16 protein-coding genes are annotated in these 15,621 nt (G+C 63.7%); 6 read left to right on the top strand and 10 right to left on the bottom strand.

Going from position 1 to position 15,621, the window contains the following annotated elements; translation table 11 throughout:
• Positions 1–64: 64 nt before the first annotated feature.
• On the bottom strand, positions 65–241 hold the full coding sequence (locus tag H2040_RS10230) for a hypothetical protein (RefSeq protein WP_022698821.1): 177 nt from the start codon (positions 239–241) through the stop codon (positions 65–67).
• A 98-nt stretch (positions 242–339) separates the two neighbouring features.
• Between H2040_RS10230 and H2040_RS10225 the strand changes: the two genes are divergently transcribed.
• The 4 genes from H2040_RS10225 to H2040_RS10210 are packed head-to-tail and all read left to right on the top strand — an operon-like array spanning position 340 to position 3,845.
• Positions 340–1,074: a hypothetical protein gene (locus tag H2040_RS10225; RefSeq protein ID WP_287157215.1), complete on the top strand. Its 735-nt coding sequence runs from the start codon at positions 340–342 to the stop codon at positions 1,072–1,074.
• Complete coding sequence (kynU, locus tag H2040_RS10220) at positions 1,071–2,303, top strand: kynureninase (RefSeq protein WP_287157213.1); 1,233 nt, start codon at positions 1,071–1,073, stop codon at positions 2,301–2,303. Before H2040_RS10225 ends, kynU begins: the two co-directional genes overlap by 4 nt.
• Positions 2,304–2,317: 14 nt before the next feature.
• Positions 2,318–3,133, top strand: coding sequence for a tryptophan 2,3-dioxygenase (gene kynA, locus H2040_RS10215; protein ID WP_287157211.1), 816 nt, complete (start codon positions 2,318–2,320; stop codon positions 3,131–3,133).
• 46 nt (positions 3,134–3,179) lie between these two features.
• Positions 3,180–3,845, top strand: coding sequence for a hypothetical protein (locus H2040_RS10210; protein ID WP_287157210.1), 666 nt, complete (start codon positions 3,180–3,182; stop codon positions 3,843–3,845).
• A 1-nt stretch (position 3,846) separates the two neighbouring features.
• Here H2040_RS10210 and H2040_RS10205 read toward each other — a convergent pair whose 3' ends face one another.
• The 4 genes from H2040_RS10205 to can all read right to left on the bottom strand — a co-directional run bounded on the left by H2040_RS10205 (position 3,847) and on the right by can (position 9,340).
• A complete protein-coding gene (locus H2040_RS10205) occupies positions 3,847–6,942 on the bottom strand; it encodes an efflux RND transporter permease subunit (protein ID WP_287157209.1) in 3,096 nt (1,031 codons plus the stop codon).
• Positions 6,943–6,946: 4 nt separating this feature from the next.
• A complete protein-coding gene (locus H2040_RS10200) occupies positions 6,947–8,008 on the bottom strand; it encodes an efflux RND transporter periplasmic adaptor subunit (RefSeq protein ID WP_287157208.1) in 1,062 nt (353 codons plus the stop codon).
• Complete coding sequence (locus H2040_RS10195; RefSeq protein WP_022698814.1) at positions 8,005–8,571, bottom strand: TetR/AcrR family transcriptional regulator; 567 nt, start codon at positions 8,569–8,571, stop codon at positions 8,005–8,007. The genes H2040_RS10200 and H2040_RS10195 overlap by 4 nt, the downstream gene beginning before the upstream one ends.
• Positions 8,572–8,722: 151 nt before the next feature.
• Positions 8,723–9,340 (bottom strand): carbonate dehydratase, encoded by a 618-nt coding sequence (gene can / locus H2040_RS10190; protein ID WP_022698813.1) that lies wholly within the window; start codon positions 9,338–9,340, stop codon positions 8,723–8,725.
• A gap of 82 nt (positions 9,341–9,422) precedes the next feature.
• On the opposite strand from can, the gene H2040_RS10185 reads away from it, so the two are divergent.
• Positions 9,423–10,220, top strand: coding sequence for an enoyl-CoA hydratase/isomerase family protein (locus H2040_RS10185; RefSeq protein ID WP_287157206.1), 798 nt, complete (start codon positions 9,423–9,425; stop codon positions 10,218–10,220).
• Positions 10,220–11,011, top strand: coding sequence for an enoyl-CoA hydratase/isomerase family protein (locus H2040_RS10180; RefSeq protein ID WP_287157204.1), 792 nt, complete (start codon positions 10,220–10,222; stop codon positions 11,009–11,011). Before H2040_RS10185 ends, H2040_RS10180 begins: the two co-directional genes overlap by 1 nt.
• On the opposite strand, the gene H2040_RS10175 is transcribed toward H2040_RS10180, so the two are convergent.
• From H2040_RS10175 to H2040_RS10155, 5 genes are all read right to left on the bottom strand, one after another.
• Complete coding sequence (locus H2040_RS10175) at positions 11,008–12,330, bottom strand: lipopolysaccharide biosynthesis protein (RefSeq protein WP_287157202.1); 1,323 nt, start codon at positions 12,328–12,330, stop codon at positions 11,008–11,010. The genes H2040_RS10180 and H2040_RS10175 overlap by 4 nt on opposite strands.
• Positions 12,327–13,121 carry an NTP transferase domain-containing protein gene (locus H2040_RS10170; protein WP_287157200.1) on the bottom strand — a complete coding sequence of 265 codons (795 nt, stop codon included), beginning with the start codon at positions 13,119–13,121 and terminating at the stop codon, positions 12,327–12,329. Before H2040_RS10170 ends, H2040_RS10175 begins: the two co-directional genes overlap by 4 nt.
• Positions 13,118–14,275, bottom strand: a complete 1,158-nt coding sequence (locus H2040_RS10165) for a hypothetical protein (protein WP_287157197.1) — start codon at positions 14,273–14,275, stop codon at positions 13,118–13,120. The genes H2040_RS10170 and H2040_RS10165 overlap by 4 nt, the downstream gene beginning before the upstream one ends.
• On the bottom strand, positions 14,256–15,008 hold the full coding sequence (locus H2040_RS10160) for a sterol desaturase family protein (RefSeq protein WP_287157195.1): 753 nt from the start codon (positions 15,006–15,008) through the stop codon (positions 14,256–14,258). The genes H2040_RS10165 and H2040_RS10160 overlap by 20 nt, the downstream gene beginning before the upstream one ends.
• Positions 15,009–15,081: 73 nt before the next feature.
• Positions 15,082–15,594 carry a DUF2141 domain-containing protein gene (locus H2040_RS10155; RefSeq protein ID WP_287157193.1) on the bottom strand — a complete coding sequence of 171 codons (513 nt, stop codon included), beginning with the start codon at positions 15,592–15,594 and terminating at the stop codon, positions 15,082–15,084.
• Positions 15,595–15,621: the final 27 nt, after the last annotated feature.

Here is a 15,621-nt window from a genome sequence, read left to right as displayed (position 1 = left end):
AAGCAATGATGTCGCGAATGTCGGACCAGTCGGGCGCGGGCGTTTCGCGCGGCATGGCGCGCCCCTATTCGTCCTCGTCCAGGGTGTCGGGATCGAAGGCGAAAACCTTCTTCACAGCGCGGCTGTAATAATTGAACAACATGCGCGGATCCTTGCGCGTCCATGTGCCGTCGGGCTGCAGCACGCCTTCCATCCGGGCCAGTTCCTTAGCCAGTTCGACCGCCGCCAGTTCCTTGGACATTTGCCGCTCCGATATTGTCATGAACGCCGGTCCGTCCTAGAGAGCGGTCGGCCCGCCGTCAAAGGCTTTTCGCCCCGCAACAGACATAAGCGCTTGGTATGATTTTGATTTCTTACGGCCTGCCCAAATCGGCCAGCACTTTTGTCTTCTTTACGCTGACCAATCTGGCGGAGGGGGCTGGCTCCCCGATATGGCGGCGTCTGGACGAGCGGATGCCGGAAGACCGCAAGGCCGCTTTCCAGCCCGATGTGGACCGCGAATATATCGAACTTGCGCGCGACCGCTGGCCGGATGACGAGCTGCTGCCGGTGAAAACCCACTCCACCCTGCATGCCTATACGGCGCAGGAAATCTGGGCCGGACGGATCAAGGCGACGGCGTCTTTCCGCGATCCGCGGGACAGCGCGCTGGCCCTGCTGGACGCCGGGGTGCGCGACCGCGAGAACGGCAAGGAGTCCTTCTTCGCCACGCTGCACCATATGGACGACGCGATCCGCGTGCTGCGCAAGCAGATCGGCAAGACGATGGAATGGCTGGAAACGCCGAACGTCATGCCCGTGCCCTTCATGCTGGTTGCCCAGCACCCGGACATCCTGGCGCGCGAACTGGCCAATTTCGCCGGCACGGAAGACGCCCTGTCCCGCATCGACGAGGCGGCGCCGAAAAAGGAAGACGTGCCGGAATTCAACAAGGGCGTCCTGAAACGCTACGAGACCGAGATGGACCCGAAACACCGCGCGGAAATCGAAGACCGCTTCGGATTCTATATCGAACGCTTCGACGCCATCACCAATGAGGTCTTCCGCGATCTTGGCCTGCCGGAGCCTGTATGAGCCTGACCCGCGCCGATTTCGAGCAGATGGACGCCGATGACGCGCTGGCCTTCGCGCGCGACCGCTTCTCCATTCCGGAAGGCCTGATCTATCTGGACGGCAACTCGCTGGGCGTGCTGCCCGCCGCGACGCCGGCGCGGATGAAGGAAATGGTCGAGCGCGAATGGGGCGAGGACCTGATTTCCAGCTGGAACAAGCATGGCTGGATGGACATGCCGCTGGATCTGGGCGCGAAGGTCGCCCCGCTGATCGGGGCCGCGCCGGAAGAGGTTCTGGTCGCCGACACGGTTTCCATCAATATCTACAAGCTGGCTGCCGCGGCCCTGAAAATGCGGCCCGGGCGCAAGGTGATCGTCACCGAGACCGGCAATTTCCCGACCGATCTCTACATGCTGCAGGGCCTGGCCGAATTTCACGACGGCGTGGAGGTGCGGGCCGTGGCGCGGGAGAACATCCCGCAGGCGCTGGATGACGATGTCGCCCTCCTCCTTCTGACCCACGCCCACTACAAGACCGGCGCGCTGTTCGACATGCAGGCGATGACCAAGGCGGCGCATGACGCCGGGGCGCTGACGCTGTGGGACCTCAGTCATTCGACCGGGGCGGTGGAGCTGGACCTGCAGGCCGCGCGCTGCGACCTGGCGGTGGGGTGCGGCTATAAATATCTCAATGGCGGACCGGGCGCGCCGGGCTTTTTGTTCATCGCCAAGCGGCATCTGGACGATTTCCGAACGCCGCTTTCGGGATGGCTGGGCCATGCAAAGCCGTTCGAGTTCGTGGACGATTACGCGCCGGCCAGCGGCGTTCGGCGGGCCATGTGCTCCTCCCCGTCCATCCTGGCGCTGACGGCGCTGGAGGAGGGTCTGAAGACGTTTGACGGCGTGGACATGGCCGATATCCGCGCCAAGAGCCGGAGGCTGGGCGATCTGTTCATCCAGCTGGTGGAGGAACGCTGCGGGGAGGAATTCGAGCTGGGCTGCGCCCGCGATTCCGAATGGCGCGGCAGCCAGGTCAGCCTGCGGCACAAGGACGGCTACGCCATCATGCAGGCGATCATTGCGCGGGGCGTGATCGGCGATTTCCGCGACCCGGACATTCTCCGCTTTGGCTTCACCCCGCTCTATACGCGCTTCGTCGACGTCTATGACGCGGCCGCGCATCTAGCCGAAGTGATGGAGACCGGCGAGTGGCGCGAACCCCGTTTCGCCGAGCGCGCGGCGGTTACCTGAAGGGATAAAGGGCGATGAGCGACGACCTTACGTTTCACGAGCGCCCGGACCTCAGCTACGGGGATTATCTGCAGCTCGACAAGATTCTGACCGCGCAAGCCCCGCTGTCCGGCGAGCATGACGAGCTTCTTTTCATCACCATCCATCAGGCCACCGAGCTATGGATGAAACTGTCCTCGCATGAGCTTCGCGCCGCGCGCGACCAGATCAGGAAAGACGTGCTCGGCCCGGCCTTCAAGATGATCGCCCGGGTGGCGCGCATCCAGACCCAGCTGATCCAGTCCTGGGACGTGCTGGCCACCATGACGCCGGCCGACTACACGAAAATCCGCCCGTCCCTGGGCCAAAGCTCCGGCTTCCAGTCTTTCCAGTATCGTGAACTGGAATTCCTGATGGGGGCCAAGGACGCCCGGATGCTGAAACCGCACGAAGGCAACCCGGAAATCCATGCCCGTCTCAAGGCCGCGCTGGAGGCGCCCTCACTCTATGGCGAGGCGCTGGCCCTGCTGGCGCGGCGCGGTTTCGATATTCCCGAGACGGTTCTGAGCCGCCCCCTCGCCGACTCGCACGAATTCAGCGAAGGGGTCGAAGACGCCTGGCTGAAAATCTACCGCGATCCCGAGACCCATTGGGATCTCTATGAACTGGCCGAGAAACTGGTCGATCTGGAATACCGGTTCCAGCAATGGCGGTTCGCGCATTTGAAAACCGTGGAGCGGATCATCGGCTACAAGACCGGAACCGGCGGCACATCGGGCGTCAGCTATCTGGCCAAGGCGCTGGATAAGTCATTTTTCCCGGAACTCTTGAGCCTGCGCACGCGTCTTTGACCGGCGCGCGCCGGTTTGCGGCGCATCGAATTGCCGGAGTTCTGACATGACACGCACAGCAGCCCTGCTTGCCTCGATCGCCCTCGCCTCCTGCGGGGCGAATGACACGCCCGATTCGCCCGCCGCCGGGGAAGAAAGCGCCCCGTCAGCGCAAATGCCCGAAGCCGAAAACGAAACCACCGCCCCCACGCCGCCCGCGGCCGAACCGGCGTCTGAAACTGAAGGCTTCGATAACGCCGCCCTGACCGGCGACGGTCTTGGACCGCTGCGCATCGGCATGACGCTGGAGGAGGTGAATGAGGCGGCGGGTCCGGACGACAATCCCGGCGCGGTCGGCGGACCGGAGCCGGAAGTCTGCGATCAATTTCATCCCGCCGATGCCCCGGACGGCATTCTGGTAATGATGGAGAATGGCGTCCTCAGCCGCATTTCCCTGGCCCGCGACTCCGTCGTGGAAACGGATGCCGGAATCGGGCTGGGCGATGGCCCGGAGACCATACGCGAAGCCTATGGCGACGGCGCGGTCGTCACGCCGGGCAAATATAATCCCGAAGCGCAGGACTTCACCGTCTGGCAATCGGGCAATACGAGCGCGGACTATGTGCAGGACCCCGATGCGCGCGGCATCCGCTATCAGGTCAATCCCTCGGGCGAGATCCACATGATCCACGCCGGCGGGCCGAGCATTCAATATGTCGAAGGCTGTTCCTGATCTATCGGGCGGCCGGCGCGGAAACTGATCCGGCGGCCGCTTGAGATTGACGGCGGTTCGGCGGCTTGATGCCGAAGAACAGCGAATAGAGCAGCGGCGCGGCCACCATGGTCAAAACCGTCGCGAAGGCGAGACCGCCAATGATTGTCACCGCCATGCCGCGGAAGAAGGCGTCGGTGAGCAGAGGAGTCATGCCGAGGATCGTCGTGCCGGCCGCCAGAAGAACAGGCCGCAGGCGGCTGACCGAGCCGTCACGCAAGGCCTCCCACCGGTCATCGCCGCGATCGATGCGGACATCGATCTCGTCAATCAGGACAATGGCGTTCTTGATCAGCATGCCCGACAGGGACAGGAAGCCCAGAAGGGCCGTGAAGCTGAACGCGGTGTTGGTGGTCAGAAGGCCGATCACCACGCCGACCAGCGACATTGGCACGATCAGCCAGACAATGAGCGGCTGACGCACCTTCAGGAACAGCAGCAGAGAGACCAGCAGCATAACGATGAAGCTGACCGGCAGCTGCGCCCCGAGCGATTCATTCGCCTCCATCGAGGCTTCAAACTCGCCGCCCCATTCCAGCGTATAGCCGGGCGGCAATTCGACCGACTCGATCGCCGGGCGGAAACGCTCGAACGCTGTGGCCGCGGTCTCACTCTGGCGGGACTGCGCCTGCACCGTGATCGTGCGGACCCGGTTATAGCGCTGAATCAGAGTCTCCTCGGCTTCCACCTCGAACGCGCTGACAAGATCATCCATCGAGACGTAAGAATTCCGGCCCGGACTCCAGATCAGGCGGTCGGCCAGGGCATCGGCTTCGTTGCGTTCAGCGACCGGAGCGCGGGCGACGATGGGGATCAGGCGGTCTTTCTCACGATACAGGCCCACCGTCTCGCCCGTGGTGGCGAAGCTGACGGCCTGCGCAATGTCTTCCCGCGCAACGCCCAGCGTCCGGGCGCGGGATTCGTTGATTTCGGGGATGATGACCGGCGCGCGGTTACGCCATGTTGTGCGGACTTCGGTGACATTGGCCTCGCGCTCCACGCTTTCCATCGCCTTGTCGGCCAGGGCGCGCAGCACATCCGCATCCGGGCCTGAGAAGCGCGCTTCCAGATCCGCGCCGGAGGGCGGACCGAAGACAATGCGATTCACGCGAATTTCCGCGCCCGGCCAGTTTTCCTCCAGATGCTTCTCGATCTGGTTGGCGAGCGGGGGAATTTCATTGCGGTCGGCGGTCCGAACGATCAACTGGCCATAGGCGGTGTTGGGCTGTTCCGGCGCGTAGGTCAGCATGAAACGGGTTGCGCCGGCTCCGACGAACGTGTCGACGGCCAGAACATTTTCCAGTTCTGCGACATAGGCGCCCATTTCCTGCAGGTCCTCATTCACGTCGAGGATGTCGGCGCCCTGAGGCTGCACCACGTCGACATAAAAGATCGGCGTGTTGGAATTGGGGAAGAAGGATTGTTTCACGAACCCGAACGCCCAGTAGCTGGTCACTGTAACGACCAGCAGGACCGCCAGCGTTATCCAGCGGGCGCGCAGCGTGGTTCCCAGAATGCGGCGATAGAGGCCGAATACGCGGCCGCCATAGGGGTCGGTTGGGTTGCCCCGGTTTGACTTGAACAGGGTGTAGGACACAAGCGGGGCGACCGTGATCGCCAGCACCCAGCTGAGCATCAGGGAAATCAGGATCACCGCGAACAGGGAGAACAGGAATTCGCCCGTCACATCCGGCGAAAGGCCGATGCCGGAGAACGCCATGATCCCGATGACGGTCGCGCCCAGCAGCGGCCACTGTGTGGCGGACACCGCGTCCTCGGCCGCTTCCTTCCGGCCTTCACCGCGCTGCACACCGGTCTGGATGCCTTCCACCACCACGATGGCGTTATCGACCAGCATGCCCATGGCGATGATCAGCGCGCCCAGAGAGATGCGCTGCATCTCCAACCCGCCGAGCTTCATGAAAAAGATGGTCCCTGAAATGGTCAGAAGCAGGACCGTCCCGACGGACAAGCCCGCGCGCCACCCCATGAACACGCACAGCATTCCGACCACGATGGCGAGCGACAGGGCCAGGTTCACGAGGAAGCCGTTGAGCGATTCCTGAACCACCTGATGCTGCTCATAGATCGGGTGGATATCCACGCCGACCGGGATCCGCGGGGCGAGCTGGTCCAGCTTCGCCTCAACCGCGTGACCGACATCGACAATATTGGCGGACGGCAGACCGGCGACGGCCACCGTGAAGGCGCGCTGATTGTTGTGATAGATAAACTGATCGGGGCGTTCGACATGCGCCCGCGTCACGGTCGCAATATCGCCCAGCCGGATCGTATCCCCTGAATTGGCCGGCGCGATCAGCAAGTTCTCCAGCGCCGCAACGCCGTCGATGCTCTGCGGCACGGAGATGCGCAGCAAGCGTTCGCCCATCGGCGCTTCGCCGGCGGAAACCACTTCGTTCTCGTTTGAAATCGCCTGCAGCACCGCCGGAAAGGGCAGGTTCAGACGGGCGAGGCGCCCCTGCGGAATTTCAACATAGATGCGCTCATCCTCGAGCCCGGCCGTCTCCACCCGCGCGACGCCGTCAACCAGCGACAGCTCCCGTCTGAGCATCTTGGCGAGATCACGCTTCTGGGCGTCGGAATAGCCGGGGGCCGTGATCGCGTAGAAAATACCGTAAACATCGCCGAAATCATCGATGACGAAGGGCTCGCTGGCGCCGGGGGGCAGGAAGGCCGAGGCGTCGCGCATGCGTTTGCGGAGATCGTCCCAGACCTGTTCCAGCTCGTCATCACGATACTGGTCCAGCATCTCAACCTGGATTTCGGACCGGCCCGGCGCTGATTCCGACTCCATGCGCTTGAGCTGATCCATCTGCTGCAGCGCGATCTCCAGCGGCTCTGTGACTTCCTGTTCCACCTCCTCGGCCGTCGCGCCGGGATACTGCGTCACGATGACGGCGTTCTTGATGGTGAAAGCCGGGTCTTCCAGGCGGCCGATCGTTAGAAAGGCCCAGATGCCGCCCAGCAGGCAGAAAAGGATGATCAACCAAGCGAGAAGCGGCTTCTCGATCGACAGGCGCGCGAGATTGAAACGCATGAATTCAGTCCAGTTCGTCGCCGAGCGGGCGCACCCGCATGCCTTCCTGCAAACCCGCCACGCCGGCGGTGACGATTTGCTCACCCGCTTGCAGCCCCTCGGTCACCAGCACGCCGCCATTGTCGAGACGCGACGGCTTGACCGGCCGGGGCGCCACTGCGCCGGAGGCCGCGTCATAGGTCCAGACCACGAAATCGCCCTCCGGCGTGTCGTCCAGAGCCGCGACAGGGACGCGAACCGCCCCGGAAACCGGGCCTTTCATGGCGACATTGGCGACGACATCGGCCGTCATTCCGGGCAGAATCGACGCGGGAACGCCCTCCGGCAGGGCCATCATCACCTTGTAGGTGAGCGAGGCCTGGTCCGGTTCGGCGATCAATTCGCGGTATTCCAGCGGGAATTGACGGTCCGGCGCGAACGGAAACGTCGCGTACATGGCCACGGAATCAGCCGAAACCGTCGCGATAAGGTCCTCAGGAACCTGGATCGCGACCCGCAATTCGCCCGTATCCTGAAGCCGCGCGATCGGGGTTCCCGCATCCACCTGAGTGTAATTATCGACATATTTTCGGGTCACCAGACCGTCAAACGGCGCGGTGAAGCGGGCATATTCGAGGTTCTGACGGGCCTGATCCAGCGCCACAACCGCCAGATCATAGGCGGTTTGCGCGCTGTCCAGCTGTGCTTTCGGGGTCGCGTTCTGTTCAAAAAGCTCCCGTGCCCGCACGAGATCAGTGCGAGTCTGCTCCACCCGGACCTGCGCCTCGCGCACTGCGCGATTGTAATCCTGTACTTCAAGACGCGCGATCAGGTCGCCCTTGCTGACGCGATCCCCCTCCTCGACCGGGAATTCCTGAAGCCGGCCGCCGACCCGCATCGTGACGTCGATGGCGATCCGCGCCTCAACGCGGCCGACAAACTCTCGAGTCAGGCCTTTCGAGGCCGTTTCCACGGTCTCTATCTGCGCGGTCTTGACGATTTCCGGCTCCTGGGCGGCCTCCCCGCTACAGCCGGCGACCAGAATGGCGGCGGCCAGGCCAAACCATGCGATCAGGGGGCGGGTCATCGCGAGATCTCCTTGGTAATCTTGAGCATGCGTTTTTCCACGCGCTCACGTTCTTCGGGGGTAAGAATTTCCAGGCCCATCATGCGCGACAGGCGCATTCCATCGGCCGCCAGGAACATCAGGTACGCCATTTCGATGTCACTGGTATGAGCCGCGACCTGTTCCTTGATCTGCTCAATATTCTTGCGGACCGTCCCGATCAGCTCAGGCTGCTCGGCAAGGGCGGCGAGGAGACCCATGCGAACGCGCATTTTCTCCTCATCCTTGTTCAGGATGTTCTCCAGAAGCGCCATGAGAACCGCGCAATCGGTCTTTTCGGCCTCGTCCGCGGCATGAAGCGCATCCTCGCGGATGGAGCAGGCCATGCGCTCGACCATGCCCTCGATCAAGGCGGCCTTGCTGGGGAAATTGTAGAGCACGCCGCCCTTGGAAAAGCCGCTCTTCCTGACCACCGCGTCGATGGTCAGTCGCCCGGAGCCTTCATCGGCCACGATAGTCTCGGCGGCATCCAGAATGATGTCGCGGGTCGAGCGTTTTTCGGCGATTTCAACGATGTCTGACAAAGACCGGATACTCCTGTCACAAAAACTGTACCGTCTGGACGGTATTTGTGCGGTGCATGTATACCGTCTGGACGGTTTGACAAGAGCGCCACGCAGAAAAAAGCCCGGACTTCGCAGTCCGGGCCTTCGCAATGACGTTTCCTGGAGCCGGTCAGAAAGAGGTGAGCGCCGGCGGCTGACCCGCCTTCCGCGAGCCGAGCGGCTTCACCAGGCCGTCCTTGAGCGAATAGACCCAGCCATGCACGGTCAGGTTCTGCCCCTGCCGCCAGGCTTTCTTGACGATGGTGGTGGCGCAGACCCGGTCCACCCCGGTCATGACGTTCAACTCCACCAGCCGGTCCTGACGCGCTTCACCCTCCAGCGATTCCAGCTCGTCGGCATGGCGGCGGCGCACGTCCTTGATATGCTCCAGCCAGTTATCGATCAGGCCGTGGTCAGCATCTTCCAGCGCCGCTGCAATGCCGCCGCATCCATAATGGCCGACAATGATCACGTCGGAGACCTCCAGCACCTGCACCGCGAATTGCAGCACCGACAGGCAGTTCAGGTCGGTCGGAACGATGACATTGGCGATATTGCGGTGAACGAAAACCTCGCCCGGCGGCAGATCAATGATCTGGTTGGCCGGCACGCGGCTGTCGGCGCAGCCAATCCACAGAATGTCCGGACGCTGCTGTCGCGACAGCCGCAGAAAATATTCCGGGTCGTCGGTCTTGATGCCATCCGCCCAGCGGCGGTTATTTTCCAGAAGTTTGCCCAGATCGCTCATCGTCCTACCCTGCCCTCTTCTCGATATTCGGGATACGCTACCTAGCAAGCCCTACCCTCCATAGAAATACTGAAAGCCGTCCGTGAATCCTGAACCCCACACATCGCCCGTGCGCCTGACGCGAGAGGGCCCCATTGCCCGCCTGACCCTGAACCGGGCAGCGAAAAAGAACGCCGCCAATGCGCGAATGTGGCGCGCCATCGCTGACCTGACAGGCGAGGCGCGGCGGATGGAGGGGCTGCGGGTTCTGATTGTCAGCGGCGAAGGCGATTCATTCGCGGCGGGGGCGGACATCGCTGAAATGGGGGCGCTGATCGGGGATGAGGCCGGCGCGGCGGACTATGCGGCGACGTTCAGCCGGGCCATGCAGGCGGTGGCGGACTTCCCGCATCCCGTGCTGGCGATGATCCGGGGCGCATGTATTGGCGGCGGTTGCGGGCTGGCGCTGGCCTGTGATTACCGCTTTGCCGACACCACGGTCAAGCTGGGGGTGACCCCGGCGAAGCTGGGCCTGCTCTATACGGTGGATGATACCAAACGCCTGATCGACGCGGTCGGCGTATCCCGCGCCAAGTCGATGCTGTTCACGGCCAGCGTGTACGGTGCAACGGACGCCAAAGCGTTCGGGCTGGTTGATGAGGTGGTCGCGCCGGAGGCGCTGGAGGCGGCCGTGACCGTGCACGCTGACCGTATCGCCAGCCTGTCGCCCTTCACCATCACCGCCATGAAACGCTTTGTGAAACAGGCGCAGGCCCAAGGCGAGGACGAAGAATCGCGCCGCGCCTTCGCCAAGGCCTTTGCCGGGCCTTCCTTCGCGGAAGGGTTTATGGCGTTCAAGGAACGCCGCGCGCCGCAATTCAGCGAAGAACAGGAATCCTGATGACCATCAAAGCCGATATTCCGCCCGACACGCCGATGCAGTTTGACGTTGCGGACGGGGTTGCCCGCCTGACCATGGACCGCCCGGCCAAGAAGAACGCTCTGACAGGCGCGATGTACAACGCCATCGCGGAGGCCTGCAACGCGGTGAACGACAACCCGGACATCGGAGTGCTTCTGTTGAGCGCGTCAGGGGACACGTTCTGCGCCGGCAACGATATCGGCGACTTCATATCCGGGGCGGGCGCCGATCTCGGCCGCCTTCACGAGCCGGACTACAATCCCAGCGCCAACGCCGTACGGGCCCTGATGGCGTTAAAGAAGCCGCTTGTGGCCGCCGTGGAGGGCGACGCCATCGGCTTTGGCGCGACCATGCTGCTGCACGCCGATTTCATCTATGCCGGCCAGAGCGCGCGCTTCCGGTTTCCGTTTGTCGATCTGGGCATCGCGCCGGAGGCTGGTTCCTCGCAAATCCTGGTCCAGCAACTGGGCCGCGTGCGCGCCGCCGAATTGTTACTGGGCGCGGAAGCCGCAGAGGCGGCGAAACTGCTGGAATACGGTCTGATCAACGAAGTGACAGAAACCGGCGGCGCGCTGGCGCGGGCAGCGGCCATGGCGGCGGCGCTGGCCGCCAAGCCGCGCGAGTCTCTGGTGGAAACCAAGCGTCTGATGCGCCGGGAGGCCGAGCCGCTGGACGCCCGCGTGGCCGAGGAATTCCGTGCCGTCGGGCGACGAGTGGGATCTGAAGAAGCGCAAGCGATCTTCGCCGCTTTCTTCACCCGCAAATCCTAGGCGCCGGCCTTGTCATGCCGCCGCCCCCGGAACAGGGCTATACAGGCGGCCACCATGACGCCGAGCGTGACGCCGCGGGCGATAAAGGCCGCCAGCCCCGCCCCGGTCAGCCCGATCAGGTTCAGCAGCAGGAGCATGGCGAGAATACGCGTGGCCGCGGACACCGCCTGCGCGCCAAGCACCATTTGCGGCTTGCCGAAGGCGTAGAGCGTGGGCTCGAACGGCGATGCGGCGGCGGCCAGCGCTCCTGAGGCGGCCAGCCAGATCAACAGCATCCGCGCCTCGCCAAACTCTTCGCTGAACACGCGAGCCAGAACAGGCTCGCCAAAGAACCACAGAATGATCGTGAACAGCGTCCCAGCCGCAAAGCCGGTCAGACTGGCGCGGGGCAGAAGGCGCGCAGCCCGGCCAAGGCGGCCGGCGCTGATCAGGCGCGCCAGCTCCGGATAGATGACCTGTTCGGCCAGTTGCGCGCCCTTGATAAGCGCATTGGCGACCTCGAACGCCACCTTGTAGAGACCCGCGGCGGCCGGCCCCAGAACGCCGCCGACCAGAAGCGGCGGAATATGGGTGCCGCTGAGCTTCACCGTGCTGGCGCCATTGGCAAAAATCATGAAGCGCCAGAGGCCGTCATGCCGGGCGTCCCGGCCGCCCGTGGCGATGCCGCGCCAGCGCCCCTGGCGCGCCAGCTCCCGCGCGCCCAGAAGCGGCAGCGCCAGCCCGGCGGCGGCGGCGCCGATAAACCAGACGATCACGAAACCGGTCAGCCCCCAGCCCAGCGCCGCGGCAATGATGGCGCCGCCCAGCCGGATCAGCGGCGTCACCTGCGCCTGCATCGCCAGCAGATCGAACCGGTCATACAGACGCAGCACGCCCGTTGCGGCGGCCTTCAATGTGAAAAGATTGACCAGGCTGTAGAGCGCCAGAAGCGGCGCGGTTTCAGGCGGCAATCCGGCGATGGGCGCCAGAACGAAAGCCAGCCCCGCGGCCAGCGCCGTCGACAGAAGGGCCCCGGCGGCGTCGGCCGCGAAGCAGACGCGCAGCAATCGCTGGAACGCGCCGGGACGATTGCGGGAAATATCATCCGCGCCATAGCGGATCACCGCCTGCCAGGACTTGAAGGAAACCAGTTCCGCAAAGGCCAACGCATAGGCGTGAATCAGGACCAGAACGCCCAGCTGTTGCGCGCCCAGCGCCTTGGCGGCGATGGCGAGATAGACAAGCCCCGTCAGACCCGCAGCGGTCTTGCCGCCGCCCAGCATGGCGAAATGCTTCAGAAGGCGGCGGAAGGAGCCCGTAGCCTCAACGCCGCTGCTCACGCCTTCCCCGCGGCGATCCGCCGGGCGAGTTCCAGATCAGACGGTTTGTCCACGTCGATGGCGGCTTCGGCATAGGGAATCAGGATTGGCCGCGCTTTTACGGCCAGCTTGCGGGAGGCCAGCGCGAACGCCTGATCCAGCGTCAGCAGGCCGGCGACATAGAGGAAAAGGGCGCGCACCCCGAAAAGCCGGGCCAGCTTGACCGGCGATTTGCGAAGCGCCTCGGCCTGTTTCCAGAACGCGAACACCCGGCCCGCCTCAGGCGTTTTCGCCGCGAAAAGATTGCAGCCGGAATAGGCGCCGCCGCGGAATTTCAGATAGGTGCGCTGAACGTCCGGATAGCGAGAGCGGATGGTGCGGGAATCCGCCAGCCCGACGGCCAGATCAATATTTTCATCATGCGCCGCGGCGATGAAATGCTTCAGAATGGCCGGGGTAAGCAGGGCATTGTCGGACGTGGTCACGACCAAGGGCGGCGCGCCGGCTTCGCTGTTCAGCACCGCCAGCGCCGTGGCGGGCGCGCCGTCCGCCGTTCCGACCACCGATAACGGTTTGGACGTCAGGCCTTCCAGCGCCTCCGGGGGCGTGGCGGCGTCGGCGGCGACAATCACCCGGTCAATCCATGGGGTCTGGTCGATCGCGCCCAGCACGCGGGCGATCAGGCTGGTCCCGCCGATCTCCGCAAAATGCTTGGCGGCCAGCCCTTCAGCGGCGGCCAGAGGGTCGCCGGGCCGCGCGCCGGCCAGAACCAGCGCCGTCCAGCCCTGCCGGGATGTGTCGTCTTCGCTCACGGCAGCGCCTTCTCATAAATGCGGTAGGTTTTATAGGCGGGCGCGCCGAAATGTTCGTTGATCCGGCAGAGCGCGGTGTTCTTTTCCAGAACCCAGGACATCTCGACCTCGTCGAACCCCTGCTCGACAAAGGCGTCGGCGATCTCCTGCAACAGATAGAAGGTCACCAGGGAGCCGAAGCGGGTGTTCAGGTGATCGGCGTGAACGCCGAACAGCGGCAGGCGAACGCTGCGCGGCCCTTTCACCTTCAGGCGGTAAAGCAGTTTCGACCAGCCGAAAGGAAGAAGCCGGCCGTTCAGGCCGCGCGCGAGCTCATTGACGTTCGGCAGCAGGATGGCGAACCCGACAGGCTCGCCATTCAACTCTGCGATACGCCCCATATCGGCGGTCAGAAGCGGGCGCATTTCACTGATTGCGTGGTCAATTTCCTCGTCCGTGAACGGGATGAAGCCCCAGTTCCCGGCCCATGCGCCGTTGAATATCATCAGGGCGTTGCGGACTTCCTCATCGAACCGCTTCATGTTCAGCGGACGGACAGTCAGACCTTCATGCTTTTTCGCGGCCGCAACCGCCCGGCGCATTGTGGGGGTGTCGTGCCCCTCCCCGCGATAAAGAAAAGCGAACGTATCAGCGGCCTTGGCATAGCCAAGCCGGTCCAGATGCCCGCCATAATAGGGCCGACCATGAGGCATCATGATCTGGGGCGGGGTGTCGAACCCGTCCACCAGCAGGCCGCATTCCTGATTGATGGTCCAGTTGAAAGGCCCCTGAACGCGATTGGCCCCGCGTTCGCGCAGCCAGGCTTCCGCCGCGCCGAACAGGCCGTCAAAGACGCTCTCCGAATCGATGCCTTCGATGAAGCCGAAATGGCCAAGGCCGGAACCCTGATGCGCCTCGGCCAGCGGATCGATCTGCGCGCTGATGCGGCCGACCGGCTCTCCGCCGCGGCGGGCCACCCACATGGCGTGCTCCAGCCGCGCCATGGCCGGGTTGGATTTGGGAGAAAGGTGCTGTTTGCGTTCGAACAAGAGCGGCGCGCGCCATGCCGGATCGTCCGCATAGACGCGCCAGGGCGCGCGGATGAAGTCGTCCAGAGCGGACGAGGTTTCCACCCGCGATATCGTCAGGGACGGATCAGGCGTTTTCTGAAGCATGATCGCGCGCAGGCCGGTCGCCGCTCAGTTCCGCCACCCAGGGATAGCGCTCCGCCTCGGCGGCGTCATAGCCCAGATTGCGCGCCGTGGCGCTGCGCGGGCGGTCCGACATCTCCGGATAGTGCGTTCCGAAGAAACGATCCCAGCTGAAATCGATGATGCCGTAATTGCCGGACTCATCATGGAAATGATGCGCCAGATGCTGCGCCTTGATCCGCTTCATGAACGCCGATTTCGGATTGAAGGACAGATGCTGCGTGCAATGGAAAAATTCATAGACGCAGGTCACCGCCATGCCCGTCGCCGCGGCGGAGAGCGCGCCGGCCGCCCCGCCGATCAGCCAGCCGATCGGAAACGTGATGGCCAGGATCGTGGGGATCGTGGTGTGCAGACCGCCGAACAGCACGCCCATATCGTTCGGATAACGGTGATGATCGTAATGCACGCGCTTCCACAGGGCCGCCGTGAATTGCGACTTGTAGAGCAGGCGGCTGTGCAGGATGAAGCGGTGAATCAGGTACCAGGCCAGCGAATAGACCGCCACGGCCGCGCCAACCGACAGCGCCACCCGCAACGGATCGGGGTTCACGAAGAAGACCCCGGCGCTGAAAATGGCGATCAGGACCAGATAGATCTGCACCCCCGGATAGGTGACATAGGCGCGCACGAGGTCGCGCATAGTCATGCGGTTCAGCAGGTAGTCCTGACGTTTCCAGGCATCAAAACCCAGCATTGGTCCGTCCCCGAAGGCAAAATCGTGACTGTTTTATGTAGACCGGCGGCCAGTGTCGACCGCGGCGCGCCGTTTACTTCTTCAGCGAAATGGTGATCGCGGTCTGCCCCGGACCGGCTTCAAAATCGGCGTCGTCCAGCTGCGGCGCGCGCGGTTTGAAACCCGGATTGGTGGACAGCCCCCAGGGTTCGGCGGGCAAGCCAATGAAATTCTTGTCGAAATCGCGGTTTCCATTGACATCGTGATAGATCCCGACGCCATAGGTTCCGGGCTCAAGGTCCGAGAAACAGAATTGCACATAGGCCGCGTCGGCGGGCACCCGCACGCGCGCTAGCTTGTTTCCCTTCTTCAGGAAATGTTCGGGCACGTCATCATGCAGGTCGGCCACGATCTGACCGTCGCGCTTGTTGATATTGTCGACGGTGACATGAATGCGCGGGGATGGCCCTTCGCAGAACGGATCCCCCGTTGCGCGCGATGTCGACACCTCTTCCGCCTCGTACCGATCGGCGTTATCAGCGGCGGCGGCGCCCGCAAGGAACAGGGCGGCCAAAGACCCGCCAAGGGCTTTCGCTCTCCAACTCATGACACTAACGTGACCTCTCGCAACTGA

Origin of the sequence: Euryhalocaulis sp. (assembly GCF_013911995.1) — a bacterium.
GTDB classification, from domain to species: domain Bacteria; phylum Pseudomonadota; class Alphaproteobacteria; order Caulobacterales; family Maricaulaceae; genus Euryhalocaulis; species Euryhalocaulis caribicus.
This window is presented reverse-complemented; position numbering and strand designations above follow the sequence as displayed.

Bases quoted from the DNA above. Each gene is read 5' to 3' on its own strand.
- H2040_RS10230 (WP_022698821.1), bottom strand. From the start codon at position 241: ATGTCCAAGGAACTGGCGGCGGTCGAACTGGCTAAGGAACTGGCCCGG.
- H2040_RS10225 (WP_287157215.1), top strand. From the start codon at position 340: ATGATTTTGATTTCTTACGGCCTGCCCAAATCGGCCAGCACTTTTGTC.
- kynU (WP_287157213.1), top strand. From the start codon at position 1,071: ATGAGCCTGACCCGCGCCGATTTCGAGCAGATGGACGCCGATGACGCG.
- kynA (WP_287157211.1), top strand. From the start codon at position 2,318: ATGAGCGACGACCTTACGTTTCACGAGCGCCCGGACCTCAGCTACGGG.
- H2040_RS10210 (WP_287157210.1), top strand. From the start codon at position 3,180: ATGACACGCACAGCAGCCCTGCTTGCCTCGATCGCCCTCGCCTCCTGC.
- H2040_RS10205 (WP_287157209.1), bottom strand. From the start codon at position 6,942: ATGCGTTTCAATCTCGCGCGCCTGTCGATCGAGAAGCCGCTTCTCGCT.
- H2040_RS10200 (WP_287157208.1), bottom strand. From the start codon at position 8,008: ATGACCCGCCCCCTGATCGCATGGTTTGGCCTGGCCGCCGCCATTCTG.
- can (WP_022698813.1), bottom strand. From the start codon at position 9,340: ATGAGCGATCTGGGCAAACTTCTGGAAAATAACCGCCGCTGGGCGGAT.
- H2040_RS10180 (WP_287157204.1), top strand. From the start codon at position 10,220: ATGACCATCAAAGCCGATATTCCGCCCGACACGCCGATGCAGTTTGAC.
- H2040_RS10165 (WP_287157197.1), bottom strand. From the start codon at position 14,275: ATGCTTCAGAAAACGCCTGATCCGTCCCTGACGATATCGCGGGTGGAA.
- H2040_RS10160 (WP_287157195.1), bottom strand. From the start codon at position 15,008: ATGCTGGGTTTTGATGCCTGGAAACGTCAGGACTACCTGCTGAACCGC.
- H2040_RS10155 (WP_287157193.1), bottom strand. From the start codon at position 15,594: ATGAGTTGGAGAGCGAAAGCCCTTGGCGGGTCTTTGGCCGCCCTGTTC.